Origin of the sequence: Lactobacillus sp. IBH004, from assembly GCF_026185255.2 — a bacterium.
Taxonomy (GTDB): Bacteria; Bacillota; Bacilli; order Lactobacillales; family Lactobacillaceae; genus Lactobacillus; species Lactobacillus melliventris.
Genome location: NZ_CP110217.2, coordinates 1332821 through 1358331 on the forward strand (window position 1 = coordinate 1332821; position 25511 = coordinate 1358331).

Annotated in this window: 28 protein-coding genes and 1 other RNA gene; 2 read left to right on the forward strand and 27 right to left on the reverse strand. The window is 37.1% G+C overall.

Features of this window, described 5'->3' with window-relative positions; translation table 11 throughout:
- Nucleotides 1-8 precede the first annotated feature (8 nt).
- The 9 genes from ruvA to LDX54_RS06695 form a co-directional block, all read right to left on the reverse strand.
- Nucleotides 9-593, reverse strand: a complete 585-nt coding sequence (gene ruvA / locus LDX54_RS06655; protein ID WP_265666539.1) for a Holliday junction branch migration protein RuvA — start codon at nt 591-593, stop codon at nt 9-11.
- A 3-nt stretch (nt 594-596) separates the two neighbouring features.
- The gene (gene mutL, locus LDX54_RS06660) at nt 597-2480 is read right to left on the reverse strand and encodes a DNA mismatch repair endonuclease MutL (RefSeq protein WP_265666538.1); all 1884 of its coding nucleotides are present in this window, start codon (nt 2478-2480) and stop codon (nt 597-599) included.
- A gap of 2 nt (nt 2481-2482) precedes the next feature.
- On the reverse strand, nt 2483-5065 hold the full coding sequence (gene mutS, locus LDX54_RS06665; RefSeq protein ID WP_187156770.1) for a DNA mismatch repair protein MutS: 2583 nt from the start codon (nt 5063-5065) through the stop codon (nt 2483-2485).
- Nucleotides 5066-5204: 139 nt separating this feature from the next.
- Nucleotides 5205-5852 carry a pyroglutamyl-peptidase I gene (pcp, locus tag LDX54_RS06670; RefSeq protein ID WP_122037821.1) on the reverse strand — a complete coding sequence of 216 codons (648 nt, stop codon included), beginning with the start codon at nt 5850-5852 and terminating at the stop codon, nt 5205-5207.
- A 20-nt stretch (nt 5853-5872) separates the two neighbouring features.
- Nucleotides 5873-6796, reverse strand: coding sequence for a DUF979 domain-containing protein (locus tag LDX54_RS06675; RefSeq protein WP_265666537.1), 924 nt, complete (start codon nt 6794-6796; stop codon nt 5873-5875).
- A gap of 8 nt (nt 6797-6804) precedes the next feature.
- On the reverse strand, nt 6805-7473 hold the full coding sequence (locus LDX54_RS06680) for a DUF969 domain-containing protein (protein WP_265666536.1): 669 nt from the start codon (nt 7471-7473) through the stop codon (nt 6805-6807).
- Between the two features lie 133 nt (nt 7474-7606).
- A complete protein-coding gene (gene groL / locus LDX54_RS06685; RefSeq protein ID WP_265666535.1) occupies nt 7607-9232 on the reverse strand; it encodes a chaperonin GroEL in 1626 nt (541 codons plus the stop codon).
- Between the two features lie 19 nt (nt 9233-9251).
- Nucleotides 9252-9536 carry a co-chaperone GroES gene (groES, locus tag LDX54_RS06690; protein ID WP_122026291.1) on the reverse strand — a complete coding sequence of 95 codons (285 nt, stop codon included), beginning with the start codon at nt 9534-9536 and terminating at the stop codon, nt 9252-9254.
- A 160-nt stretch (nt 9537-9696) separates the two neighbouring features.
- The gene (locus LDX54_RS06695; RefSeq protein ID WP_046325257.1) at nt 9697-10332 is read right to left on the reverse strand and encodes a redox-sensing transcriptional repressor Rex; all 636 of its coding nucleotides are present in this window, start codon (nt 10330-10332) and stop codon (nt 9697-9699) included.
- Nucleotides 10333-10611: 279 nt separating this feature from the next.
- Here LDX54_RS06695 and LDX54_RS06700 point away from each other — a divergent pair, with 279 nt between their 5' ends.
- Both LDX54_RS06700 and LDX54_RS06705 read left to right on the forward strand, forming a co-directional pair.
- On the forward strand, nt 10612-12534 hold the full coding sequence (locus LDX54_RS06700) for an ABC-F family ATP-binding cassette domain-containing protein (RefSeq protein WP_265666534.1): 1923 nt from the start codon (nt 10612-10614) through the stop codon (nt 12532-12534).
- Nucleotides 12535-13014: 480 nt separating this feature from the next.
- The gene (locus LDX54_RS06705) at nt 13015-13266 is read left to right on the forward strand and encodes a hypothetical protein (protein ID WP_265666533.1); all 252 of its coding nucleotides are present in this window, start codon (nt 13015-13017) and stop codon (nt 13264-13266) included.
- Here the strand turns inward: LDX54_RS06705 and tsaD are convergent.
- From tsaD to LDX54_RS06795, 18 genes are all read right to left on the reverse strand, one after another.
- Complete coding sequence (gene tsaD / locus LDX54_RS06710; protein WP_265666532.1) at nt 13249-14298, reverse strand: tRNA (adenosine(37)-N6)-threonylcarbamoyltransferase complex transferase subunit TsaD; 1050 nt, start codon at nt 14296-14298, stop codon at nt 13249-13251. The genes LDX54_RS06705 and tsaD overlap by 18 nt on opposite strands.
- Before the next feature lie 16 nt (nt 14299-14314).
- Nucleotides 14315-14866 carry a ribosomal protein S18-alanine N-acetyltransferase gene (gene rimI, locus LDX54_RS06715; RefSeq protein ID WP_265666531.1) on the reverse strand — a complete coding sequence of 184 codons (552 nt, stop codon included), beginning with the start codon at nt 14864-14866 and terminating at the stop codon, nt 14315-14317.
- Nucleotides 14850-15596, reverse strand: coding sequence for a tRNA (adenosine(37)-N6)-threonylcarbamoyltransferase complex dimerization subunit type 1 TsaB (gene tsaB / locus LDX54_RS06720; protein ID WP_265666530.1), 747 nt, complete (start codon nt 15594-15596; stop codon nt 14850-14852). The genes rimI and tsaB overlap by 17 nt, the downstream gene beginning before the upstream one ends.
- Nucleotides 15597-15624: 28 nt before the next feature.
- A complete protein-coding gene (locus LDX54_RS06725; protein WP_265666529.1) occupies nt 15625-16143 on the reverse strand; it encodes a folate family ECF transporter S component in 519 nt (172 codons plus the stop codon).
- A 55-nt stretch (nt 16144-16198) separates the two neighbouring features.
- Nucleotides 16199-16936, reverse strand: a complete 738-nt coding sequence (locus LDX54_RS06730) for an acyl-ACP thioesterase domain-containing protein (protein WP_265666528.1) — start codon at nt 16934-16936, stop codon at nt 16199-16201.
- Nucleotides 16937-16944: 8 nt separating this feature from the next.
- Nucleotides 16945-17799, reverse strand: coding sequence for a 16S rRNA (cytidine(1402)-2'-O)-methyltransferase (gene rsmI / locus LDX54_RS06735; RefSeq protein WP_265666527.1), 855 nt, complete (start codon nt 17797-17799; stop codon nt 16945-16947).
- A gap of 12 nt (nt 17800-17811) precedes the next feature.
- A complete protein-coding gene (gene yabA, locus LDX54_RS06740; RefSeq protein ID WP_034980509.1) occupies nt 17812-18147 on the reverse strand; it encodes a DNA replication initiation control protein YabA in 336 nt (111 codons plus the stop codon).
- A 9-nt stretch (nt 18148-18156) separates the two neighbouring features.
- Nucleotides 18157-19017 (reverse strand): DNA polymerase III subunit delta, encoded by an 861-nt coding sequence (locus tag LDX54_RS06745; RefSeq protein WP_265666526.1) that lies wholly within the window; start codon nt 19015-19017, stop codon nt 18157-18159.
- Complete coding sequence (locus LDX54_RS06750) at nt 19017-19340, reverse strand: cyclic-di-AMP receptor (protein WP_046325268.1); 324 nt, start codon at nt 19338-19340, stop codon at nt 19017-19019. Before LDX54_RS06750 ends, LDX54_RS06745 begins: the two co-directional genes overlap by 1 nt.
- 5 nt (nt 19341-19345) lie before the next feature.
- Nucleotides 19346-19993, reverse strand: coding sequence for a dTMP kinase (tmk, locus tag LDX54_RS06755; protein WP_046325269.1), 648 nt, complete (start codon nt 19991-19993; stop codon nt 19346-19348).
- Between the two features lie 103 nt (nt 19994-20096).
- The gene (locus LDX54_RS06760) at nt 20097-20327 is read right to left on the reverse strand and encodes a YaaL family protein (RefSeq protein ID WP_046325270.1); all 231 of its coding nucleotides are present in this window, start codon (nt 20325-20327) and stop codon (nt 20097-20099) included.
- Complete coding sequence (gene recR, locus LDX54_RS06765; RefSeq protein WP_046325271.1) at nt 20327-20926, reverse strand: recombination mediator RecR; 600 nt, start codon at nt 20924-20926, stop codon at nt 20327-20329. The genes LDX54_RS06760 and recR overlap by 1 nt, the downstream gene beginning before the upstream one ends.
- Nucleotides 20927-21256, reverse strand: coding sequence for a YbaB/EbfC family nucleoid-associated protein (locus LDX54_RS06770; protein WP_046325272.1), 330 nt, complete (start codon nt 21254-21256; stop codon nt 20927-20929).
- A gap of 19 nt (nt 21257-21275) precedes the next feature.
- On the reverse strand, nt 21276-23081 hold the full coding sequence (gene dnaX, locus LDX54_RS06775; protein ID WP_265666525.1) for a DNA polymerase III subunit gamma/tau: 1806 nt from the start codon (nt 23079-23081) through the stop codon (nt 21276-21278).
- Between the two features lie 54 nt (nt 23082-23135).
- Nucleotides 23136-23233: signal recognition particle sRNA small type (ffs, locus tag LDX54_RS06780), an RNA gene on the reverse strand.
- A gap of 27 nt (nt 23234-23260) precedes the next feature.
- Complete coding sequence (tadA, locus tag LDX54_RS06785) at nt 23261-23770, reverse strand: tRNA adenosine(34) deaminase TadA (RefSeq protein WP_265666524.1); 510 nt, start codon at nt 23768-23770, stop codon at nt 23261-23263.
- A complete protein-coding gene (locus tag LDX54_RS06790) occupies nt 23770-24390 on the reverse strand; it encodes a methyltransferase (protein ID WP_265666523.1) in 621 nt (206 codons plus the stop codon). The genes tadA and LDX54_RS06790 overlap by 1 nt, the downstream gene beginning before the upstream one ends.
- 154 nt (nt 24391-24544) lie before the next feature.
- On the reverse strand, nt 24545-25465 hold the full coding sequence (locus tag LDX54_RS06795) for an SLAP domain-containing protein (RefSeq protein WP_265666522.1): 921 nt from the start codon (nt 25463-25465) through the stop codon (nt 24545-24547).
- Between the last annotated feature and the right edge of the window lie 46 nt (nt 25466-25511).

The following is a 25511-nucleotide window of genomic DNA, read 5'->3' on the forward strand; positions in this document are numbered from 1 at the left end:
AACAAGTTTTACTTCTTTAAGAGAAGTGCCAATCCCTTTTTAATGTACTGATCCGCAGTTGTTTTTTCCTCTGCAATTAAAGCTGGTGTAATTCTATCTACTTCTTTTTTGGTATATCCTAACGCTAATAATGCTAATAATGCGTCATTTAATTCAGGAGATACTTCTGCCGAATCCGCCTTATTTGCGTTCTTAACAAAGCTGCCCAATTTACCTTTTAAATCCAACACAATTTGTGAAGCAGTCTTTTTACCAACGCCTGGAAAGCGGGTTAAATATTTTACTTCACCCTCTTCAATGGCTTTTGCTAATGAATTACTATCTTCAGCCGCCATGATGGCTAAAGCAGACTTGGGACCAATTCCGCTTACACTTAGGAGCTTTAAAAACAGTCCCTTATCATCCTCAGTCTGAAAGCCATATAAAGTGATACCGGTATCCCGCACAATTTGTTCAATAAAAACGCGCGCCTTTTGTCCTTCTTGATAAGCATAAGGTGTGGGACTAAAAACTTTATAACCAATTCCATTTACATCAACTACTACAAAATCAGGTTTGATTGTGACAATAACACCCTGAAAATATTCATACATATTTTATTTATTCCTCTTAAACATTTTGCGTAAATCACTTTGTCTGATGCGCACAATTACCAAATTCCCCTTAGCGTCATGATAAGGATCAGCAATTTGTCTCAGATTGGTCAAAATTGCACCACAATCAGCAGCCGTCAATTTTTTACGTCCCGAAACTTCTCGTTGAGCTTGATCGGCCGCTATTCTTTTAATTAAATTTTGAGAATTACCTTGATCAACATTTAAAAACAAGTCTAAAATCTTGCGAATAGAATGCTCAATATTTTGTTTCAACCAGGTGGGATATGATCTTAAAATAAAGGTATCCTGACCAAAATCTTCTAAAAAAATCCCAATTTTTTTGATGTCCGCCATCTTTTCTTTTATTTGCAAAAAATCCAGGTTGCCAAATTCTAAAATTAAAGGACTCAGCAATCCCTGCTGGTTGATTTTAGAGCTTGAAAGTTCACGCATGATTTTTTGAAAAGAAAGCAGTCTTCTGGCTGCAACCTGATCGATTAAGTATAAATCATCATTATTAGCAGCAATAATAAACATTGGGGTTTGACCAACAAAACTTAACTCGGGTAAGCTTGCTGCTAACACTTCATCACCGCTTGAAATAATCTCATTATTAGTATTTTTACTAGTAAAGGGTGTTAAACTGCATTGCTTGACAACATTATCATCCCATGTCGCAGTTATGAGATAATGTTCATCGTCTCGCGGAATATCCAAATTCACATACTGTGAATGCTGAATGTGTTTGATTTCTGCTGGAGGCTGTTCATTAATTTCCGCAATTCCTGCATTTGGCCTTTTCGTTTCTACCACATTTTTGTTTAAATTAAACTTAAGTTGATCAACCAGTGTATCTTCTTTACTTGAATGTAAATTACTCAATGCATCAGATTTCACGTCATTTTTCAGAAGCACACTACTAATAGCACTGGTAATCAAGCGACTCAATTCTGTTTCTTTAGATAAGCGAACCTCCCGCTTTGTGGGGTGAACGTTGACATCAACCAATAAGGGGTCCGTCTTGATTTTAATAACTGCAATAGGGTAATGTTTGTCAGTAAGATTATTACCATAACCAGCCATCACTGCACTTGCCAACTTAAAATTTCTAATGTAACGGCCATTAAGCAAAATAGAAATAAAATTACGAGTAGATCGCGTGAGTTCTGGCTTGGATATTAAACCACTCACTTCAAAATCATTATCACTACCTTTAAAAGGCAACATTCGTTCAGCAATATTGCGGCCATAAACACTTGATACCGTTTGGCGTAAATTATTATTACCAGCAGTTCTAAGCAGAATCCTTCCTTCGTTCATTAGAGTGAAGGCAATTTCTGGGTATCCTAATGCGAGGCGATTAACAATATCTACTGTTTTCATAATCTCAGTCCTGGGACTGCGCAAATATTTTAATCGTGCCGGGGTATTATAGAATAAATCTTTGACCGTTATCTGAGTACCTTGTCTTGCTGCAGCATCTTCCTGCATTTTTTTAACACCAGCAGAAAATTCAGCACGCGTTCCAATTGCTCCAGAAGAATTAGTTAAAATTTCAACATGACTAACTGCAGCAATCGAAGCTAAAGCTTCTCCTCTAAAGCCTAAAGTACTGACATTAAACAAATCATGTTCACTTTTTATTTTGCTGGTAGCATGTCTAGTAAAAGCAAGATCAATTTGATTACTAGGGATCCCCGAGCCGTTATCTTGAACTACAATCTGTTTTAAACCAGCATCAATAAAATCTATTCTAATTCTGCTACTGCCAGCATCAATCGCATTCTCGACCAACTCTTTGACCACACTTGCCGGTCTTTCAATTACCTCCCCAGCTGCAATCTGATTAGACAGATTAACTGAAAGCTCATGTATTTGTGCCATGATTAGTTTTCATCCTTTAAATCTTCTTGCCAATTTTCCACCAGTTGCATCACTTGCAACGGTGTTTGATCTGCCAAATAAAGATTAGAAATTTCATCTAGGATATCTTTTTCTTTGTCAGTCAATTCACTGGCAGAATCTGACTCTGCACCAACTGGTAGTTCCTCGGCCGGCTCATTACTTGAGCTAAATAAATCAAGTTGTGTTGAAGCCGGTCCCAAATTACTACCTTGAGCTTCAAGTCTTTTAAGCAGCTTAGTAGCTTGGCGTAAAACCTTTCTCGGTAAACCAGCAAGTTGCGCAACATGGATGCCATAACTTTGATCTGCAGGTCCTGGTAAAATTTTATGGAGAAAAATCAGCTTGCCGTTTTCTTCAGTTGCTCCTACATGAATATTTTTCAAATGAGGTAAGGTCTGTTCCAAGGCTGTTAACTCGTGAAAGTGTGTAGCAAATAAAACTTTGGCTTCAACTTCATCATGTAAATACTGCACAATAGCACCAGCTAGAGCCATACCATCGTAAGTAGCTGTTCCCCGCCCGATTTCATCAAATAAAACTAAGCTGCGTTTAGTGGCATGTTGTAAAGCATCATTTGCTTCAGTCATTTCGACCATAAACGTGCTTTGACCAGAAATCAGATCATCAGCTGCACCAATTCTGGTAAAAATTTGGTCAAAAATCGGCAAATCTGCACTATCGGCTGGTACAAATGATCCTATTTGAGCCATTACCGCAATAAGAGCCAGCTGCCTCATGTATGTACTTTTACCGGACATATTAGGACCTGTTATCAGAAAGATATCAGTATCTTCTGTTAACTTAACATCGTTTGGAATAAAGGAACCAGCTTTCATCACTTGTTCAACTACTGGGTGACGTCCTAATACTACCTTGACATCTTGATTATCGGTATGAAAATGAGGTCTGCAATAATTATTGTCTTCAGCCACCTGAGCAAAAGAGCAAAAGACATCAAGTTGAGCTACTTGTCCAGCCAACTTTTGTAATGCTGGAATATATTTTTTGACTTCTTCTCTTAATTTAACAAACAAATCGTATTCTAAATCTGTTGATTTGGTTTGTGCTTCTAAAATAAGATTTTCATGTTCTTTAAGTTCTGGGGTAATATAACGCTCTGCATTGGTCAAAGTTTGCTTACGCGTATACCGGTCAAGCGGAACCTTACTCTTATTTGAATTTGTAACTTGAATATAGTAACCAAAGACCTTGTTATAACCAACTTTTAAATTATCAATACCCGTTTGAGCTCGTTCATTCTGCTCCATTCCAGTCAGCCACTTTTTACCATTATTCATAGCATCCCGATAACGATCTAATTGACTATCAACACCATCCTTGATTAATCCTCCTTCAGTAGTCAGAACTGGAGGCTGATCAACAATAGTATCCGTAATCAATTTAGCAATTCCTTTTAAAGGATCAATTTGACTGGCAAAATTTTGCAAATTTTTATTTTCAGCCTTTTGCATTGCTGTCAAAATTGTTGGTACGGCATTAAGAGAATGAGCCAACTGTAATAACTCTCTGGCATTGACATTACCAAAAGCAATTCGCCCCGTTAAGCGTTCTAAGTCATAAACTCCCTTGAGAGCATCATTAATATTTTCCCGCGTAAAGTACTCATCAATTAACGCCTGTACCATCTCTTGGCGCCTGTTTAACTGTTCAACGGATAATAATGGCCGAGCAAGCCATTGTTTTAACAAGCGGCCACCCATTGCGGTATGTGTTTTATCAAGCACCCAAAAAAGTGAACCCATCTTCTTACCTGTTTTTGCAGATGCGATCAATTCTAAATTATCCCGCACAGTATGCGACATTTGTAAATATTGATTGACTTCATAGCTTTTAGCGACTTGTAAATGCGCTAAACTACGACGCTGAGTTTGTAATAAATATCCTACCAGCTGTTTTACAGCTGCTTTTTCAGCAGAGTTTGTCAGATCCTGTTCAGCAAAGGAAATCTCCGCATGTTTGCCAGTTAACTCTACCGGCTCTGATACAGTAATATTTGCTTTATGAAAAAAGTCATTATCCTGATCATTTAAATGACCATTGAAAACAACTTCCCGTGTGCGTAATGATAATAATTCATTTGAAACAGCTGCAAAGCTCTTCAAATGAGTGGCATAAATTTCACCAGTCGATAAATCGCTGTATGCCAATCCAAAACAACTTTTGGTAGTTACAACAGAGGTAAGATAATTCGATTCCTTGGCTTCACTGGGTTTGTCATTCATCAAGGTTCCGGGAGTCACAAGTTGGATAATACCACGTTTAACCATTCCTTTGGCCTTTTTCGGATCTTCAAGTTGTTCGCATAAAGCTACTTTATAACCCTTTTCAACCAGTGTATCTACATAAGATTGCACTGCCACGTGAGGTACTCCTGCCATAGGAACAGGGTTTTCGGCTTTGTTGGACCTGTGAGTCAAGGTTAATTCCAAAATTTGGGCACCCTTGATTGCATCGTCTTCAAATAATTCGTAAAAATCCCCCACCCGATAAAAAAGAAAGGCATCGGGATATTGCTTTTTAATTTGGTGATATTGCTCCATCATCGGAGTCAGGTTTGTTTGCGCCATTATTCTCCTTCTTTTCTGCATTACTGTTATTATTATACGCTAAACTATTCATTAAAAGAAAAAAGACCGCAAGTAAAACGATCTCTTCTCACAACACATATAAATAATTAAAAAATTAGGCAATATGTCCTTCAATACTTGCCAAATCTTTCTTGCCATCCATCTTCACAATTGCACTAATGGCAGCCGTAATACCTTTTACATCATCTGCTAAGCTCAGACAAGGAGTTTCTGGTTTAGCAACAACTTGTTCTGGTAAATACGGAATGTGCATAAAGCCAGCTTTTAAGTCATGAAATTCTTTATCAATCATATACTGCACTTGATACATAATGTGGTTGCAGACAAATGTACCTGCCGTCGTAGAAACTGAACTTGGAAGCCCAGCTTCCCTAATTGCCCGTGCCATTGCCTTGACAGGCAGTTGCGTGAAATATGCATTTTGACCGTCTGCCTGAATAGGTGTAGCAAGTGGTTGGTATCCTTTATTATCGGCAATGCGACCATCATCAAAATTAATTGCCACTCGTTCGGGAGTTAGACCATAGCGACCACCAGCTTGTCCAACATTTAAAACATAATCAGGTTTTTCCTTCAGAATAGCTTCATGAACCACATCGGCACAATCACCGAAAACTGTTGGTATTTCAAGCTTTACGATTTGTGCTCCGGCGATTTCATCATCCAGCCGTTTAACTGCTTCGATCGCAGGATTAATTTTATCTTCACCAAATGGATCAAAACCTGTTACAAGAATTTTCATTATCTTTTCTCCTTACTATCTTAAAATGCCAAAAAATACATTAGCATAATTTGAATAAGCAACATGCTGATTGCGATCGGAAATTGTTGTTTAATTACGCCTAGTTGATCTTTCATTTCCATAAGAGCAACGGGCAGGGTATTAAAGTTTGCTGCCATTGGTGTTAACAGCGTACCGCAATAACCCGAAGTCATCCCTAAAGCTGCAACTACAACCGGTGAACCTCCTTGTGCCACAACAAAAGGGATGCCAATCCCAGCAGTAATAACTGCAAAGGCCGCAAACGCATTACCCATGATGGCTGTAAACAAAGCCATGGCAACACAATAGAGTGTAACTCCCAATAAATGGTTTCCAATAGGAAAAAGTCCAGAAATAGCTTTAGCAGTCACTTGCCCAACACCGGAAGCTGTAAACACCACACCCAGAGTAGCAAGCAGCTGTGGTAAGATTCCCGCTGACCCTACCGAACGCACCATTCTCTGAGTATCCTCATACACAACTTTCACATTTGCTTTTGTCAAAATTTGTGCAATAACAAGTGAAATAATTGCTGCCACACCTATACCTACTTGGCCACTTAGATTAGTAAATTGGGCTATTAGCAAAGCTAAAACTGCCAGCAAGATACTTGGTAAGAAAATCCAGTTGCCAATACGTTTAACCGTTTGTTGAGCAACTTTTTCATCCAAATCTTTTATGTGACCTACGCGAACCTGTTTAAACAGAGATAATAAAGCAATAATTATTATAATTGCACCGTTAATTGCATTCGAAAGCCATTGCCCACAACAGAATAGTATTGCAAACAAAAACCAGAAAAGCCCGGTACCCCAACGCACAGGATTTGATTGATCACGCCAAGACTCAATTGCTGCAGCCAAGAAAAACAGCCCGATTAAGATATAGAACGCTAATAAAATATTATTGATTAAAGTATCCATTATTTCTCCTACTTCTCTTGCTGTTTGAGTAATTTTTTGTCAAACACATGATTGTAACCCACACATAAAATATAACTGATGATTGCAACTGGAAAAGTGTATAGAACTATGCCACTAGGATCAACTGGGTGACCCAGTGATTTCATAGTACTTGCAATAAGTAGAACGCTTGAAGAAGCTACGAATAAATTTTGGGCAAAGAAATTACCAAAATTTTCTGTTGCAGCCGCTCTACCCTTAATTTGGTCAATTTCTAAAGAGGTCAATTCGCTGTTAACCTTACCTGCAGCTTGTGCCATTGGATTAATTAGTGGCGCAATAAATTGGACGTGTCCTTGTAATGAAATGCCGAAAGCACCAGCAATCTCACGAATGGCTTGGTAAATATCGAAAATACGACCTGGCGTCAATTTTTTCATTTTTTTAATCAAATTAACAGCAGCTTGCTTTAAGCCATGTCTTTCTAAAATGCCAATTGTCGGTAAAGTCAGAAAAAACAGGGAAACCATGCGATTATCCATAAATCCTTTACCCAAAATTGTCAAAAAAGAGACAAAATCAATTCCTGAAACTAAGGCTGTAATTAAAGCAGCAATAATAACAACGGCTATGGTATCAAGTCCCAGTGTAAAGCCAATCACTATAACTACAATACCTAGTAAACTTAAATATTCCACTAATATTCCTTCCTATTGTAAAGGCAGCAATTACTTATCAAATTCTGTAAGCAAAATTTCAAAGCAAAAAATCCTACCAGCAAGCCCCACAGGATTGCTAGTAGGATTTATTAATTAACTAATAAAAACTAAATTACATCACACCTGGATTGCCAGCACCTGCATTTGGATCAGCGGCAGGTTTATCTTCTGGTATTTCGGCAACAACGGCTTCAGTAGTCAATAACAAGGCAGCAATAGACGCAGCATTTTGTAAAGCAGTACGGGTTACCTTAGTTGGGTCAATAATTCCGGCTTCAACCATGTTTTCCCATTTACCGTTGGCTGCATTGTAACCAACTTCATTTTCTTGACCTTCAAGCTTATTCAAGATAACTGAACCATCTTCACCAGCATTTTCAGCAATTTGACGAACTGGAGCAGTCAAAGCTTCTAAGACAATGTTAATACCTGTTTGTTCATCAGCATTGTCACCTTTAAGGTCCTTAACAGCATCCTTGACATCTACTAAAGCAGTACCACCACCAGCAACATAGCCTTCATCAACGGCTGCACGAGTGGAGTTCAAAGCATCTTCAATGCGGTATCTGCGCTCTTTTAATTCAGTTTCCGTAGCAGCACCAACATGAATAACAGCAACGCCACCAGTTAATTTAGCCAGACGCTCTTGTAATTTCTTCTTGTCAAAGTCAGAAGTAGTTTCTGCAATTTGCTTTCTAATTGAGTCCTCACGGTCTTTAATTGCTTCATCTGAACCTGAACCATCAACAATAGTAGTTGAGTCCTTAGTTACAGTAATCCGGCGAGCTTGACCTAGTTGGTCAATCTTAGTGTCCTTTAATTCGAGCCCTAAGTCCTCAGTAATTACTGTACCACCAGTTAAAGCGGCAATATCTTGCAGTTGTTCTTTACGACGGTCGCCAAAGCCAGGAGCCTTAACAGCAACAACATTGAATGTACCACGAATCTTGTTCAAAACTAATGTTGGCAAAGCTTCACCAGAAACATCATCGGCAATGATTAAAAGTGATTTGCCTTGTTGCACAATTTCTTGTAACAATGGCAAGATGTCTTGAATGTTAGAAATCTTCTTATCAGTAATTAAAATATATGGATTGTCAAGATCAGCTTCCATCTTGTCATTATCAGTTACCATGTATTGTGACAGGTAACCACGGTCAAATTGCATACCTTCAACTACTGATAATTCAGTTTCAATACCACGTGAGTCTTCAATAGTGATAACTCCATCATTACCAACTTTTTCCATTGCGTCAGCGATTAAATCACCAACTTCTTTTGAAGCTGAAGAAACTGAAGCAACTTGAGCAATTTGGTCTTTTGAAGAAACAGTATGACTAATCTTGTGTAATTCATTTACTACAGCTTTTGTGGCTTTTTCAATACCGCGACGAACACCAACAGGGTTAGCACCAGCAGTAACATTCTTCATACCTTCACGAATAATTGCTTGGGTTAAAACAACCGCAGTAGTAGTACCATCACCGGCAATATCATTGGTCTTTTGTGCTGCTTCTGCAACTAACTTAGCACCCATATTCTCATAGTGGTCTTTTAATTCAATTGCCTTGGCAATTGTCACACCATCGTTAGTAATGTCTGGGTTGCCGTAAGATTGCTCCAAAACAACGTTTCTACCCTTAGGACCAATAGTAGCCTTAACAGTATCAGCTAATTTGTCAACGCCCTTTAACAGGGAACGTCTTGCTTTTTCTGAAAATTTAATTTCTTTTGCCATATTTTTATACGCTCCTTAATTACTTAACAATTGCTAAAATATCTTTTTCGTGAAGGACTAAATATTTTTGACCATCGTATTTAACATCTGTACCAGAATACTTGTCGTATAAAACAACGTCGCCTTCCTTAACAGTCATAGGTATTTTGTTGCCATTTTCAGCAAAGTTACCTTCACCAACAGCAACTACTTCACCTTCTGTCGGCTTTTGTTTAGCATTAGAAGCCAGGACGATTCCGCCTACAGTCTTTTCTTCTTCTTCTTTAACTTTTACGATCACGCGATCACCAATTGGTTGTAACACGTTTGTCCCTCCTAAAATTAAATTTTAATCTCTTTTATGTGCCATTAGCACTCCTATTTGTTAAGTGCTAACTTACATTTATGATAATAACCCCTTTTATGAAAAAATGCAAGAAAAAATTAGCACTTTGAGTAAAAAAGTGCTAATTTGCTTTTTAAAACTATTTTTTCTTATCCGAATCAAGAAAGTAAATAAGTGTCTGCAACTCAGTAGCCAAATCAACGTTTTGAATTCTAATGCCACTTGGTGCAGATAAACGAATTGGGGTGAAATTCATGATTCCCTTAATTCCAGCTTCTACCATATCATCAGCAGTTTTTTGAGCAGCCGCAGATGGCACCGTTAAAATCGCAATAGAAATTTGTTGGTCACTAAGCTGCTTTTTAAGTTCACTCATATCATAGACAGGCACACCGCTTAGAATTCTGCCGGTAATTTTCTCATCAATATCAAAAGCACAAGAAATGCGAATATTATTTGAGCGTTTAAAATTGTAATTTAATAAAGCATGACCCAAGTTACCTACGCCAACCAAAGCAACATTTGTTAAAGTGTCTTGGTTTAAAATCTTTTTAAAAAAAGAAAGTAAACTTTTTACATCGTAGCCATAACCCCTTTTGCCCAAAGCGCCGAAATAAGAAAAATCACGTCTGATTGAAGCACTGTCTACCTGAACAGCTTCAGACAATTCAGTCGAAGAAACTTTTTCTTTGCCAGCCTCATTTAAGATAATAAGATAACGGTAATATAACGGCAACCTTTTAGCCGTTGCCGTTGGTATTTTGATTTTTTCCATTTAAGAAGCCTCCAACTTAATTAAGTAACCATAATTCGTTCTTGTGAATTTCTCAGCAATCAATTCTATTTTACCTATAAATTTACGTCATTTGCAAACATTTTTTTCACAATCTTTTAAATTTTAGCAAAATGGTAACAGGCTTGATAATAGAAAGTGGTATTTTTATTCATTCACGCTTAAAAAGCTGTATTTTTGCTCTTTTTCTTTCATATATCCATCAAACTCTCACACAAGAAATTCAATACATATGCTAAAATGGTTTTTAGGTGAAAAATTATGATAATTGCACAAGGACACGATTTAGAAAAACAATTTGGTGCCAACACATTATTTAAAAATGTCAATTTTTCAATTGACGCAAATGCCAGAATCGGTCTTATTGGACCAAATGGTGTCGGTAAAACGACCTTGCTTAAGATTATGACTGGTGAAGAAGAAGCCACACATGGTGACTTCACCATCAATAAAAACATAGATGTCGGCTATATTGCCCAAGAAAATGGCTTAAATGAAAGTAAAACAATTTGGGAAGAAATGTTGTCTGTTTTTACTTCATTAATTAATATGAGCAAAAAAATCACAAGTTTACAGCAAGACATCGCTGCTAACCCTAAAAGAAGTGATTTGTTAAAACAGTATGACCAGCTGCAATTCAACTTTGAGCAGCAAGGGGGCTATACCTACCAGTCTGATATCAAAAGTATTTTGAATGGCTTTAACTTTCCTGAAGCAACTTGGTCAAAAAAAATCGCAAGTCTTTCCGGAGGAGAAAAGACCAGACTTTCATTTGTTAAATTGCTACTGCGCAAGCCTGCTCTGCTATTACTTGATGAGCCTACCAACTACCTTGATTTAGACACTCTGGACTGGCTGGAAAGTTATCTTAAAAACTATTCTGGTGCTATTTTAGTTGTTTCCCACGATCAGTATTTTTTAGATAATTTAGCCACACAGATTTTTGAATTGCAATTTGGCAAATTAACTGTCTTTAAGGGGAATTATTCCGCATACGTTGCTGAACGGCAGCTGCGTGATCGCCAGCAAGAAGAAGCGTATGAAAAGCAGCAAGAGCAAATCAAAAAAGACGAAGAATTTATTCAAAAAAATATTGTCAGAGCCAAAACTACTAAACGAGCACAAAGCCGCCGCAAGCAATTGGAGAAAATAGAAAGAATTACTCCGCCAAAACACAAAAGCAAAGTACGCATTAATTTTCAAAGCGAGCGGCCATCTGGTAAAGAAGTTTTAATTTTACGTGATTTAACAATTGGCTATCCGACAAAAACAATGGTGCACGATATTTCTCTGCAAATAAATAAAGGCGACCGCGTAGCCGTAATTGGTCAAAATGGTATTGGTAAATCAACTTTACTAAAAACCGTGATGAAGGAATTAAAGCCAAAAAAAGGCTCAATTAAATATGGTGCATCCCTTGATATCGGCTATTATGATCAGGAACTACAAGGACTTGATCCAACTAAAACGGTGATTGACACCGTTTGGGACCGTCATAAAACAATGCCTGAAAAAGATGTTCGTTCTATTTTAGCCAGTTTCTTGTTTACGGCAAAAGATATTGATAAAACTGTCGGACAATTATCTGGTGGTCAAAAAGCGAGATTAACGTTAACTGTATTATCACTTGAACATAACAACTTTCTGCTGATGGATGAACCTACTAACCATTTGGATCTTGAGGCGAAAGAAGTATTAGAAAAAGCTTTGCAGGATTTTGACGGTACTTTATTGTTTGTTTCTCACGACCGCTATTTCATCAATCAATTAGCTAATAAAATTGTAGAGATCAAAGATGGTAGTGCTCATGTTTACGAGGGTGATTATAGCTATTATTTAGATGAAAAAAACAAACAAAACATTGTTACAGAGAACCAGTCGGCAACAAACAATACGGCAGTAAAAGTAGACGAAAATAAAAATAAACTTTCTTATCAAGAGCAAAAGCTTCGTGATTCACAAAAACGTAAATTGCAAAGAGAAGTTGAAAATACCGAAAATAAAATTGAAAAGCTGGAAAAAGAGCAAAAAGATATTCAATCTCAAATGGCTGATCCTGAAATTGCCACTAATTTTGACAAATTGGGTCCTTTGCAGGAGCAGCTCACTGAAGTGCAAAATCAGCTCGCTGAGGCAAATGTTGCTTGGGAAAAAGCACTGACTGAACTGGATAGCTTTGACTAAAACAATATATCATGTAAGCACAACAAAAATAGGAACAAATCAGCCTTTTTATCTGCTGTTTTTATATTTTAACTTGCTGTAAATTACCTCGCCAACTATTAATAAATTTTTTGTTAGCAAAATTTGATAAATTTCTGGCTCTATAAAAAATAAATTGGATAGGTGTACATGGTAAAATCACGTATTACTCTTTAATTATCAATTAGTTAAGGAGGAATAAAAATGAAATATATAGCTGACTAAAATATTACTTTAGACCAACTCATCAATTTATACACCAGCGTCGGTTGGAGTTCTTATACACAAAATTCTCGGACAACTACAAAAGGCAGTGGCAAATTCGCTTTTTGCTATTAGTGCTTATAATCATAACCAATTAGTTGGATTAATCTGAGTAGTTGGTAATGGTCTGACCTTCATTTATATCCAAGAGTTACTGGTTAATCTGCTTATCAAAGTCGGGAAATTGGTACGAAATTAATGAATAGCGTATTACAGAAATATAATTCTGTCGGACAGAAAGTTTTGTTGACCGAAAATACTGGTAAAACGCACATGTTTTATGAAAATGGTAATTCTAAGCCGTGTGATAAATACGATTTGATTGCTTTTTACAAAGATTCTGAGAAAAAACTATTTCCAGAACAACAAAAAGGCGTTGAACTCAACGCCTTTTTTCGTAGGGATTTTGTCTTGACCCTGATATTATTTACTTTATTGCAGCATTTCTGATGCGTAAGGTAATTCTAATGATGCATCAGCATCTAAAGTTAGATCAGCAAATTTTCCTTCTTGATACAAATTGTATGCCGCTGCACCAATCATCGCAGCATTGTCACCGCAAAGCTTTAAATCAGGCAAAATGACTTTGGGCTGAATATTTTGCGGTAAACTTGCTATTTCACTATTCATTCTGTCCCGTAAACCATGGTTAGCGGCTACACCACCCCCCATGATGAAGGTCCGAGGCTGATATTGCTTAATTGCCCTAATTGTTTTAGTTGCTAAAACATCAATTACTGCGGCTTGAAAACTGGCCGCTAAGTCGTATTTATTTAGTTTTTGGTTAATTTGTTCAGCGTGATGACAAGTATTAATGAACGCACTCTTTAAACCAGAAAAAGAAAAATCATAATCTTCTTCTTTAATCATTGCCCGGGGAAAATCAAAGGTATCCTGCCCCTGATGAGCCCATTCATCTATTGTTTTACCAGCTGGATAATTAACCCCTAAAACTCGTCCAATCTTATCGTAAGCTTCTCCTGCCGCATCATCTCTAGTATCACCAACGATTTCAAAATGTGTCGGATCTTTAAGCAAAACGATCTCAGTATGACCACCAGAAACTTGCAGTGCAAGTGCCGGATAAACTATTTCTTCTTTTAACTGCGCCGCCATAATATGACCCATAATATGATCAACGCCAATTAGGGGGATGCCTGTAGCCATGGAAGCTGCTTTAGCTGCACTGACACCAATTAACAGGGCTCCGACTAAACCAGGTCCATAAGTTACGGCAATAGCATCGATATCATTCCAGGTTACTTTTGCTTCACTTAACGCTTCCCTGGTAATTTGCGTTATCACTTCAATGTGATGGCGACTGGCTACTTCGGGAACGACCCCTCCAAAACGCTGGTGACTTTTAATTTGAGTTGCCACTATCAAGCTTTCAACTTCTCTGCCATTTTTAACAACAGAAGCCGAAGTCTCATCACAAGAACTTTCAAAAGCTAAAATCCGGATGTCTTTTTTATTTACCAATTTAATTTCCTTTCTTTTAGTCACTTGCCAATTTAAGCACCATGTTAAACGCGTTTTGCTTAGAGTCCTGATAATAATTGGGCCAGACGAAAGTTGTAACAAAACCTAATTTTTGATATAACTTTTGGGCATTCAAATTATCCTCTCTTACTTCCAGGCTAACTTCTTCACAGCCTTTTTCTTGGGCAATTTTAATTACTTTTCTAATTAAATAAGTACCTATACCCCTTTTTTGCCAAGCGGAATCAACCATTAAATTGGTAATGTGCACCTTCCTATTATTAATTCGGACACCAATTAGCCCTACCACTAATTGCGACTGCAATACGAGTAAATAAAGTGCATTCCTTTTGCCCAATTCAGTTTGAAAAATTGCTCCGCTCCAAGGCTCTTCTCCTTGATATAGGCTTTGTTCAAGTAACAATATCGCAGAAATGTCCTCAATTTGCGCTTGTCTAATATTCAGAATAGAGTGATTGATAATAAATTTTTCAGGAATAAAGTCAACAAACTTTTTCTTTGGCGCTACAAACAAAAAAGGCCAGAAATACTTAAACTTCTTCCACATAGTTACTATCAGGTTTATATGCTTCTCCGGTCTTTTTATGCCAATCAATTTCAGCCTGTGTGCGCCGTAAATAGTTTGGCAACAACTGGTCAGAATCATCGGGTTGAGCATCCACAGCCAGCTTACCTATTAAACCAGCATGAACAATGTTTTGTTTTTCTGTCCCAAAATTAAAGGGAATATTTATCTTTTTGATGGCCTCTTTTTGTTTTTCAAAGCCAGAACCAACATAAATAACATTTTCCAGATTGTTATCTGCACAATATTCTGCTACTGCGCTTAAAAGTGTGTCAATATGATAGTGCCCATCAGGTATTACACATTCAGGACCCCACTCATCTTCCTTATTGACATAAGCACCCGCAAAGTAATTATCATTACGAGCATCAATTCCAGCCACTATTAAAGTGCCTTCTTCTGCACAACTTGCAGCCAGTGCTTGTAAAGTAGATATGCCTACTACCTCTTTATGTAAAATGCTGGCAAACATTTTTACCGTCGTAACACCAATCCGTAATCCAGTGTATGAACCTGGTCCAATTGCAACGGCAAAACGATCGATTTCTGCCAATCTTAAATTATTTTCTTTCAAAATTTCGGCAATTAATGGATCCAAATGCGCGCTGTGATTACGCTGGTCAAATTCATTCTTTTCCGTAATTATTTTAGCAGCGTCATTTAAAGCCACACTTAAATTATTTGTCGCGGTCGACATACTCAAAATTTTCATTCTAAATTATTTTTACTCTTTTCGAAAATTACCTGTTAATCCTAACCCTTGAAATTGCGTTCAAAACAAAATAACTAACAATCATTTCCACCCAAGGGGTGATAGCTTCCTTCGGAATTCGCTGAATAAGCGCGACAGAGTAGTCCATACCATATAAAAGATGAACCCAAAGTGTATTTAAGCCTATATTAACAACAACTGTCACTAATAAAGTTGCCAAAATAATGCGCCAAATTTTGACTGGCTTTTGATAAAATACCAAACCATAAATAAACGGACCAATCATTGCACTCAGGGTAAAGCCGATAAAAAAGCCACCTTGATTACCGAATAAAGCCGATGAAACCAAGTCACTAATTCCACCGCCAATACTACCCCAAACAGGCCCAAATAAGAATCCCAGCATTACGCTTCCGATGAAGCCCAAACTTACATGAACAACAGCTGATCCGATTGTAAAACGACTAAGAATGATCTTCATTGCGACAATAATTCCTAAGAGTACAAGATCACGCAATTCGACCTTAAACATTTCTTTAATAGTCATTTGGAGCACTTTCTTTCTTTAATTAAATTATGTTAGAACACAAAAAATAATTATATTATATTTTGCACCAAGTTAGTTCACAAACAGCTTTATCCTTTTTGTCTTCATCCGCAATCGCATGAAATGATTTTATAGTGTCACCATCTTTGATTAAGTTTACACATGCATATGGCGTTTGCGCATAACGGACCTCAAGATTAAATTTAATATCAATAGTCTTGACGACATGATTTTTTAAAAAATCGCGGTCAAGCGTATCAAGAAACCAATTAAAATAGTGACCATTAGTCATGTGATGGTTGGTATCCAAATCATCATAGCGTACGCGATACTGCCGTTTTTTCTCGTAATTTTCCTGGACCCGCAGTCTTGGAAAACGAGGCAGCTTTTTCAAGAGTGGTATTCCCAATTCAGCCATCATTTCTTTATCAGTTGATACTAATTTGCGGGTCTTTAAATCAAATAAAACCCATTCACTTTTTACTGTTATCAACTCATTTCCAGTCTGATCGGTAAATACATAATTTCTATATTCCAAAAAACGGTTATAGCCAAATGGCTCAGTTGTAAGTATAATTTCTTCATTTGGATGGGGCAGGCGGGCAATTTCCATATGATATTGCGTCACGACCCAACCTAATCCCCTTTTGGTCAAGGCGTTAGTACTACCATTACCTGAATCTAATTGATGCTCCGAAACACTCATCATCAAATCAATCATCGCAGGTAATTTTAAATTTTTATTTTCATCACATTCATAATAATTTACAATATGTTTTTCACTGTACTTCATAATTTCACCTACTTTTGATGATAACGTTCATATAACTCATTTTTTGAAACGTGATTTTCCTGAGCAATCTCCTTAATTGCCATTTTTTTGCTTTTTCCTTTAGCAACCAACTGCTCTACTAACGCAATTAGTGCAGTCCAAGATAATTTTTCAGCTTGCTTGGTATTTGGTGAAACCAAAATCACAAATTCACCTCTCGGCGCATTTTGCTCAAAATAAGTAGTAACTTCACTGATTGTACCACGAACAAACTCCTCGTGAATCTTAGTCAGTTCTCTGGCGACAACAATTTGACGCTCAGAATCCAGAATTTCAGACAAATTATTAAGAGTTTTAACCAATCTATGTGGTGCTTCATAAAAAACAGAAGTTGCGCGTGCTTTATTCATTTGTTCAAAAAAGGATTTTTGCTCACTCTTTTTCCGCGGTAAAAAGCCATAATAAGTAAATGGCTGAGCATCAAAGCCAGAGGCAATCAAGGCAGTAGTAAAGGCGGAAGCACCTGGTAAAGGGACAACTGGAATATTATTTTTGATACACTCTTGCACCAAGATATATCCCGGATCAGAAATGACGGGCATTCCAGCGTCACTAATTTCTGCAATAATTGCACCCTTCGTCATTAATTTAATCAATTCGGGCGCTCTTTCCTTTGAATTATACTTATGAAAGGAAAGCATATGATTATGGACCCCAATTTTTTCAAGTAGGATGCCACTTGTTCTGGTATCTTCAGCTGCGATATAATCAGCTTCCTGTAAAACTTTTTTTGCTCTAATCGTAATGTCTTCCAAATTACCAATCGGAGTTGGCACTAGATAAAGCTTACCATTTTCTTGGGCATAACTACTTTGCCTCTGCATTTGATCAGTCCTTTAATGTTTCTTCTTTTTTTCACCGAAATTATCAAGAATATCCAGGCAAAACATGCAGTCTGTATTAGGATCACGGTGAGAGCCATAGTACATATTGCAAATATGATAACCTGAGCTGTAAATTTGCCGCAAAGATTCAAGGCCACTTTGAGTTTTTACGGTACTATTGTGGGCATTATTCATTTTGTCCATTTTTTCGCGCAGCAATTGATTCTCTACTTTTAATTCAGTATTTTCTTTTAAAGTCTCTAAAATACTATTCTCTAAACTTTCGATTGTTTTGGTCATGCTAACCATCGAATCGTGAAGCTGTTCCAACTTTGAATATGAATCCACCACGAACACCTACCGTTTCCACTGCAAAGCAAGAAAATCAAGTAAATTATGAAAACTAACATTGCTGTACTGCATCTTATCAACTTCAAGCAAATACTTTAGCATTCTTGCTCCATCATCTTGATGACTATTGTCTAAATCCTCTTGTGCCCATTTCTTAAGTAAAAAGAGAATATAATTTTGTTCACTTTTGCTTCTTGCTATTTCTGCCAACTGGTGCGCACTGACAAGTGCTAATGAATTGTGCTCAATCATCTCTTGGTAAAAATATTTAGTATCTTTATCTAATTTAGCCGTATCTTCCAGCTCGCTAACTTCACTAGGACTGAAGCCATTTGCTAATAATTCCGCACTTTTACCATTCTCTTTGTCATTATTCGCAAAATTAATAATCTGAGTACGTGACCGAATTGTTGGCAAAATTTGATCAGTATTATTGGTGATTAAAATTGTAACGACAGGTGCAATAGGCTCTTCTAGTAAATTAAGCAAAGCATTAGCTGCAGGCAAAGTTAACTTTTGTGCTTCATTAATAAAAAAGAAACGGACACTGCTTTGAACCGGACTTTTAGCCAATTCTTCTTTTAAAATGCGCACTTGATCGATGCCCAAAGTTTGCTTGCCTTCGGGCTTTACCAGCAAAACATCCGGGTGATTGCCTGAAATAATCTGCCGGCAGTTCTGACAAGTACCATCTGGTTTTTTACTACCACTACAATTAAAAAGACAGGCTAACCAATAGGCTGTATTTAAAGCCTGAATTTCATTAGCATCAACGAATAAGTAACTGTGCGCCAGTTTATTTTGTTCAAATGCCTGACGCAAAAATTCAGTTTGCTTCTGGCCCGCTTCCTTAATATTGACAGACATTAGAATTGCTTAAATTCTTCAACAGGCAAGACAAAGCAAGTAGCCCCACCAACTGTAATTTTTATCGGTTGACTACTAATATCAAAGCCTGTCATTACCATATTCGGATTCATATATTCTTCACGTGATTTGGATTCATCCTTGATAATACGCAAAACTTGTTTAACATGCTTATCATCTATACCGATAAGAAAGGTCGTATTACCTTCACTAAGAAATCCACCTGTTGTAGCAAGTTTAGTTGCGCGAATACTCTCTTTAACAAAGGTACGCTGCAAACGGTTAGCATCTTCTTTTTGAACAATTGCAACTATTAATTTCATCTTAATCAGTCCTTTAACAAATCTGCTGGTAATCGGTTTGCAATTATTTTAACACAATCCTCTACAACCAAATTGAGTGGTTTATTTGCATTAACTACCACTATTCTTTTAGGATAAGCTTGATTTACTTCTTGATAGCCCCGGTAAACTTTTTGATGAAAAATTAATTTTTCCTGTTCCAAACGGTCTTCTTGACCAGCTCGTTCTTGGGCAATCCTGTCTAAGCCAATTTGCGGTTTAACGTCGAGAAAAATAGTGAGATCAGGTTCAATTTTACTGGTGGCAAAATCATTAATTTGTTTCACAGCGGCAATACCCAAATCTCGTCCTGCTCCTTGATAAGCAAGTGAACTATCAACAAATCGATCAGAGAAAACTACCTTACCAGCTTTAAGAGCCGGTATCACAGTTTCAAACATGTGTTGGCTGCGAGACGCTGCATAAAGCAATGCTTCAGTTTTAGCGGACATTTCTTCATTCACAGGATCCAAAATTAATTGCCGGATTTTTTCTGCAATTTTTGAGCCTCCAGGTTCCCTAGTTACTAGATATTGTGTCTTAAGTCTAGGACCTATTTGAGCTACAACTTGCTTTAAAACTGTACTTTTTCCTGACCCATCTGGTCCTTCGAAACTGATAAAATAACTTTTCATAAAACTCTCCATGTTTCTATTTTACAAGAGTTCTCTTTATATGAACACCCCAACGTACTTTTAATTTTTGTGCAAAATAAAAAGTCCTTTCACTAAGGACTTTTTAGTCTGAAATCGCATTAGAAAAACCACTAAATCTTGTATGACGATGACGAGCTTCATTATATAAAAAAGAATATTTTGCTCTTAAAATTTTACCTGATACCACGTTATCCTCAGACATATCAAGTGTCGTTGGATCAAGATTTTTTTGAACAGCAATCTGCTCCTGCAAATCTTCAATTGTGGTCATTAGCAATTCGTCACCCATTTTTTTAACTTTATTACGAGCCATTAGATTGAAGTTCTCCCTTGTACCGCTCTTTTTAAAGTAATCGAATTAGCATATTCAATATCACTGCCTACAGCCAAACCAGCAGCCAGGCGGGTTACTTTAATTCCAGCCGGTTTAATTAGTTTGCTAATATACATCGCTGTTGATTCACCTTCGGGAGTTGAGTTTAAAGCTAAAATAACCTCTTTGACATCATCCTGTTTTTGCAAGCGAACAATCAGTGACTTAATATTAATTTCTTCTGGCCCAATACCATCCATTGGTGATAAAACACCGTGCAGAACATGATATAGACCACTATATTCACCCATGTCTTCAAAAGCCATCACGTCTTTAGGCTGTTCAACCACCATAATAGTCGACTGGTCACGTTCAGGATTACTGCAGATTAGGCACGGATCCTTTTCCGTAATATTGCCACAAATAGAACAGCGATGAAGCTTTTCTTTTACCTCTGTTAGTGCTGTACTAAAGCCGTGAACATCTTCATCTGGCATATCAAGAGTATAAAAAGCAAGCCTTGTTGCTGTTTTTTCACCAATACCAGGTAATTTCATATAAGAATCAATTAAATGCGCAATCGGTGCTGGATATTGCAATTAAATCATACCCTTCGTATACTTGCCTAAACTTTGCTGCGTAGCTTGATCAATTTCTTGCAGACCTTTGTTAACGGCATCAATAACTAAATCTTGCAGCATATCTGGATCATCCGGGTCGATTGCATCCTTATTAATGGTAATATTTTTTAATTTACGATCACCACTAAAAGTAGCTACGACTAAATCATCTGCAGATTTGCCCACAAATTCCTGGGCGGTAATATTTTCTTGTTCCTGAGCCATTTGCTCTTGCAATTTTTTGGCCTGTTTCATCATTTGTTGCATATTCATACCGCCCATGGCACCAAAATTAGGTCTTTTACTCATTATCTTTTCTCCTTAAATTTTAGTCTTTAACATTTACTGTGTCACCAAATAACTCTTTGGCTTTATCCACTATCTGCTTATCTGATTCAGCCTGTTCTGATTCTGAATCTTTTTGCTTTTGCTTATCAAGTAATTCTTTACCATGTTTCTGTATAAATTCTTTACGTACTGTGGCCCAATCTTCATCAGGTACTAGCACTATTTCATAATTATGCTTAGTAAATTTAGCAATTTCTTCAGTCAAAATATCTAATAAATTGCCATCTTCACTAGCTTTTTCAAACCAAAGGGTGTATTTACATTTCATTACTACTTGATTCGCACTAGCAGCAACCGGCTCAAGTACATCTAACAAAGCTCTTTGCGAAACACCCAAAACAGATTGCAAATCGGGCCAAACATTTTTGATAGCAGTGAGGTCATCCTTCGTGGCATTTTCTAACACATGGTAAACTTGCTTACGATTTTGTTGATTGGCCTTTTTTCTGTTTTTATTTGCTTTTTTAGGTTTTGCGGCAGACTTTATTTTAGAACCTTTGCCATTGTTTTTATCAAATCGGTCGGCTGCAGCATTGTCAAGATGAAAAATCTGATCGCTGTTCCTAGTTTGTTTTTTACTTAAACTGGCAACTTTTTTGGTTAAAGCCGTAACTTGCTTCTTTAATGCTGCTATTTCTTCCGTCAAATCCAGGTCAGCATTTTGAGAATTGGCAGACCCTGATATAACATTCTTAGAGTCCGCCGTACTAGCCTTTTTCCCAGCACATTCAACTACAAATACTTCTAGTGGAATTTGCTGCTGATTAGTATAACGTAAATCATTTAATGCGGTATTAGCCGCAGAAATCAATTGAAAATAGCGTTCAGGAGCAACTTCTTTAATCTGATCAACAAAGTCGTCGCTTAAAAAGAAATTTTGGCTGCTGTCATTGGTTTTAATAACCATTAAGGCATTAGTCGCCATTTCAATAAGTTCATCTAAAATATTTTTCGTACTAGCACCATTAGCAAGTTCGGTTTGTGCTAAAGATAATGCTTTAGTTGCATCCTCATTCAATATTGCTAATAAAATCTGTTCAATTTTTTCTTTAGCGGCAAATCCAGTTATTTCAAGAGCCGAATCATACTCAACTTTGTTTTTGTCAAAACTCAACAGTTGGTCTAAGATACTCAAAGCATCCCGCATACCACCATCAGCTACCTGAGCAATCACAGCCAAAGCCTTATCTTCATAACTTATCTTTTCTTGCTCCAGTATATACTTCATTCGCTTTTCTAGGTCTGCTTGAGAGATACGCTTGAAATTGTAACGCTGAGTTCTTGATATTATTGTTGCCGGCACTTTTTGCAGTTCAGTAGTAGCTAAGATGAAAACAACGTGCTCTGGCGGTTCTTCAAGGGTTTTAAGCAAAGCATTGAATGCACCCATTGACAACATATGGACTTCATCAATGATATATACTTTGTATTTACCCTGAGTTGGTGCGTATTTTACTTTATCTCTGATGTCGCGTATTTCATCAACACCATTATTGGAAGCCGCATCAATCTCCATAATATCCGCCATTGCACCTTTATCAGCTGCCAGGCAATTAGCACATTTATTACATGGTTCACCGTTTTGCAGGTTGGTACAATTCAAAGCTTTAGCAAAGATCTTGGCACAGGAAGTTTTCCCAGTACCACGTGGCCCAGCAAATAAAAAGGCATGGGAGATTGTACCGCGCTTAATTGCATTTTTCAAAGTATCCGTAATATCATTTTGACCAATCACACTAGCAAAAGTGCGCGGTCTCCATTTGCGGTATAACGCTTGATAAGCCATTGATCAGTCTTCCCTAGTAAAAAACTCTTAACTCTTGCGAAAGAGTTAAGAGTTTGTAATTATCTAATAAAAGGCACATGCCCGAGCAACCTTAGTGCTGCTACCTTCCGGTCCTGACACGCTTTGGAGGTCAAACATTGCCCATAAGATATATTACCTTATTTTACAGTATTTTTCCACTAATTTGCGAAATTTTTACCAGAGTCTTTTGCTGCTTTCTGCTTTTGTCTGATCTCTTTGAAAAAGCTTTTCAGCATTTGACTGGCTTCTTCACGATATAGTCCACGAATTACGTGAGGATGGTGGTTAAATTTGGCTATTTCAAAAAGGTTAACCACGCTGCCAGCTGCACCAGCTTTAGGATCAAGTGCACCAAAAAAGACATTTTTAATGCGGGAATTAATAATTGCACCCGCACACATTGGACAAGGTTCTAATGTGACAAAAAGACTACAGTCAATTAAGCGCCAGGTACCGAGCTTTGAACAAGCTTGCCTGATTGCAATCATTTCGGCATGTTGCGTCGCGTCTTGGTCTAATTCTCGCCGGTTAAACCCTTCTCCAATAACTTGCCCATCTGGCGCAATTATTACGGCGCCAATTGGAACTTCCCCAAAGCTTTGCGCTTTTTCGGCCTGTTTAAAAGCTAGTTGCATAAAATTCTTTTTGTCAGTGCTTGAAAATGGCATTACCTATTCACCGCCTGCAATACATAGTAACCTTTATCTCTTTTTAATATCACACAGTTACCAAAAGTTTTAATTAGCAATTTGCGCGCACTGGGTTCTCCCTGCTTCTTCTGAATTACGGCTAACAAAACGCCATTTTGGATAAGGTGGCTCTTGGCACCATTTAAGATATTAGAAACGACGCTCTTTCCTGCTCGAATAGGCGGATTAGTTACAATTAAACCAAATTTTGGTTCGTCAGAAACCTTTTCGTAAACATCTGACTTATAAATATTGACATTTTTTATTCCATTAACTGCAGCGTTTTCTTTTGCCAGAACCAGTCCTCGCTCGTTAATATCAACCATATCTACAGTTTGATCGGGCCAAAATTTGGCTGCAAACAGTCCAATAGGACCATAACCAGTTCCGACATCCAGAATGTTATTTTGAGGGAAAACAATGTTTGCCATTTCTTTAATTAAGACACCTGAACCGTAATCTACGCGCGTTTTGGAAAAAACTCCTGCATCAGTGGTAAATTTAAGATCAATCCCATTAACTTGATAGTCAATGACACGTTCATTATGCGCGGAAGTTGGATTTTCAGTGAAATACATTTGATTTTCTTTATCAGTCATAATTTGCTCATTTCTTAAAACCTTATCTAATTAATTTTAGCGGACAATAGCATTTTTGCAAACAAAATAAAAATCTAACTATGTTAGAAAATTATTTAAAAACATAATTAGATTTATTATTTTTATAATTAAAACTTTTATTTAAGTTTAGTAATTAATAAATTACACCAACTGAAGAATATATCTGCTCGCTTTCATTTTCTGCTATTGCACCCAGACCAATTGTTTTGGCACTCGGATCGAGTAAAATGTCACGGTGACCCCAATTAGATTCAGCATCATTATAGATATATTCGTAAATCATATTGTCAGCAACTAGCGCACTGCTTGCGTTTTTCGTAGCATCAAGCAAACTATTGTCTGAGTGGTTCACGTCTACACCCCAAGGAAACATTGCTAAGCATTCTGCTGTACTGTGACGCTTGACCCCTGCTTTATTAAAGAAATCATTCAAAATGAAATTGCCAGCAGCATCAACATGTGCAAAATTATCAGGCAATAATTTTGTTCTATTTTGAACTACTTCATCAAGATTATCATCTTCACTAACAGCATTAAGTCCACGTTGAGCTCTTTCTTCATTCAATTTTTTTAAAAATTCTTCTCTAAATTCACTAAGAGAAAAGCTTTCAATTTTTGCGTTCTTTTTAGCAGTCTGAGTTGTACCTGTATTGGTTGAGTTTGGTGGTGTTACTTTATCTTGGGTATTAGATGGATTTGTTGGCAAGTTCTGCGGTTTTTTAGCTTTCGTTTTTAAAGTAGTAACATCTTTGGCCAAAATCAGCTTATTTTTAGTCACAAAATAAAACTTCTTACCTCTTATTTTTTTGGCTTTTTTAATAACAGTTAATTTTCTACCTTTTTTCAAAAATTTTTTCTTTAACTTGCGCCCTTTATTGTTATATAGATTTGCTTTCCTTTTAACCTTGACCCTTTTTACTGCTGGCGCTTTCAAGACGATACTGCCTGAAACTGACTTAGCTGCAGTAATCCTTGAATCAACAAATAACCCACTTGCAATGCTTGTGATTGCTACTACTGCAGCTACAAGTTTATGATAACTGATTTTTTTCATTTACTTCTCCTTTTGTTTTTCTGTACACTTTTAAATCAATAATAGC

Coding starts and splice junctions, on each gene's coding strand:
- ruvA (WP_265666539.1), bottom strand. CDS start 593: ATGTATGAATATTTTCAGGGTGTTATTGTCACAATCAAACCTGATTTT.
- mutL (WP_265666538.1), bottom strand. CDS start 2,480: ATGGCACAAATACATGAGCTTTCAGTTAATCTGTCTAATCAGATTGCA.
- mutS (WP_187156770.1), bottom strand. CDS start 5,065: ATGATGGAGCAATATCACCAAATTAAAAAGCAATATCCCGATGCCTTT.
- pcp (WP_122037821.1), bottom strand. CDS start 5,852: ATGAAAATTCTTGTAACAGGTTTTGATCCATTTGGTGAAGATAAAATT.
- LDX54_RS06675 (WP_265666537.1), bottom strand. CDS start 6,796: ATGGATACTTTAATCAATAATATTTTATTAGCGTTCTATATCTTAATC.
- groL (WP_265666535.1), bottom strand. CDS start 9,232: ATGGCAAAAGAAATTAAATTTTCAGAAAAAGCAAGACGTTCCCTGTTA.
- LDX54_RS06695 (WP_046325257.1), bottom strand. CDS start 10,332: ATGGAAAAAATCAAAATACCAACGGCAACGGCTAAAAGGTTGCCGTTA.
- LDX54_RS06700 (WP_265666534.1), top strand. CDS start 10,612: ATGATAATTGCACAAGGACACGATTTAGAAAAACAATTTGGTGCCAAC.
- LDX54_RS06705 (WP_265666533.1), top strand. CDS start 13,015: ATGAATAGCGTATTACAGAAATATAATTCTGTCGGACAGAAAGTTTTG.
- rimI (WP_265666531.1), bottom strand. CDS start 14,866: ATGTGGAAGAAGTTTAAGTATTTCTGGCCTTTTTTGTTTGTAGCGCCA.
- tsaB (WP_265666530.1), bottom strand. CDS start 15,596: ATGAAAATTTTGAGTATGTCGACCGCGACAAATAATTTAAGTGTGGCT.
- LDX54_RS06725 (WP_265666529.1), bottom strand. CDS start 16,143: ATGACTATTAAAGAAATGTTTAAGGTCGAATTGCGTGATCTTGTACTC.
- LDX54_RS06730 (WP_265666528.1), bottom strand. CDS start 16,936: ATGAAGTACAGTGAAAAACATATTGTAAATTATTATGAATGTGATGAA.
- rsmI (WP_265666527.1), bottom strand. CDS start 17,799: ATGCAGAGGCAAAGTAGTTATGCCCAAGAAAATGGTAAGCTTTATCTA.
- LDX54_RS06745 (WP_265666526.1), bottom strand. CDS start 19,017: ATGTCTGTCAATATTAAGGAAGCGGGCCAGAAGCAAACTGAATTTTTG.
- LDX54_RS06750 (WP_046325268.1), bottom strand. CDS start 19,340: ATGAAATTAATAGTTGCAATTGTTCAAAAAGAAGATGCTAACCGTTTG.
- tmk (WP_046325269.1), bottom strand. CDS start 19,993: ATGAAAAGTTATTTTATCAGTTTCGAAGGACCAGATGGGTCAGGAAAA.
- LDX54_RS06760 (WP_046325270.1), bottom strand. CDS start 20,327: ATGGCTCGTAATAAAGTTAAAAAAATGGGTGACGAATTGCTAATGACC.
- LDX54_RS06770 (WP_046325272.1), bottom strand. CDS start 21,256: ATGAGTAAAAGACCTAATTTTGGTGCCATGGGCGGTATGAATATGCAA.
- dnaX (WP_265666525.1), bottom strand. CDS start 23,081: ATGGCTTATCAAGCGTTATACCGCAAATGGAGACCGCGCACTTTTGCT.
- tadA (WP_265666524.1), bottom strand. CDS start 23,770: ATGCCATTTTCAAGCACTGACAAAAAGAATTTTATGCAACTAGCTTTT.
- LDX54_RS06790 (WP_265666523.1), bottom strand. CDS start 24,390: ATGACTGATAAAGAAAATCAAATGTATTTCACTGAAAATCCAACTTCC.
- LDX54_RS06795 (WP_265666522.1), bottom strand. CDS start 25,465: ATGAAAAAAATCAGTTATCATAAACTTGTAGCTGCAGTAGTAGCAATC.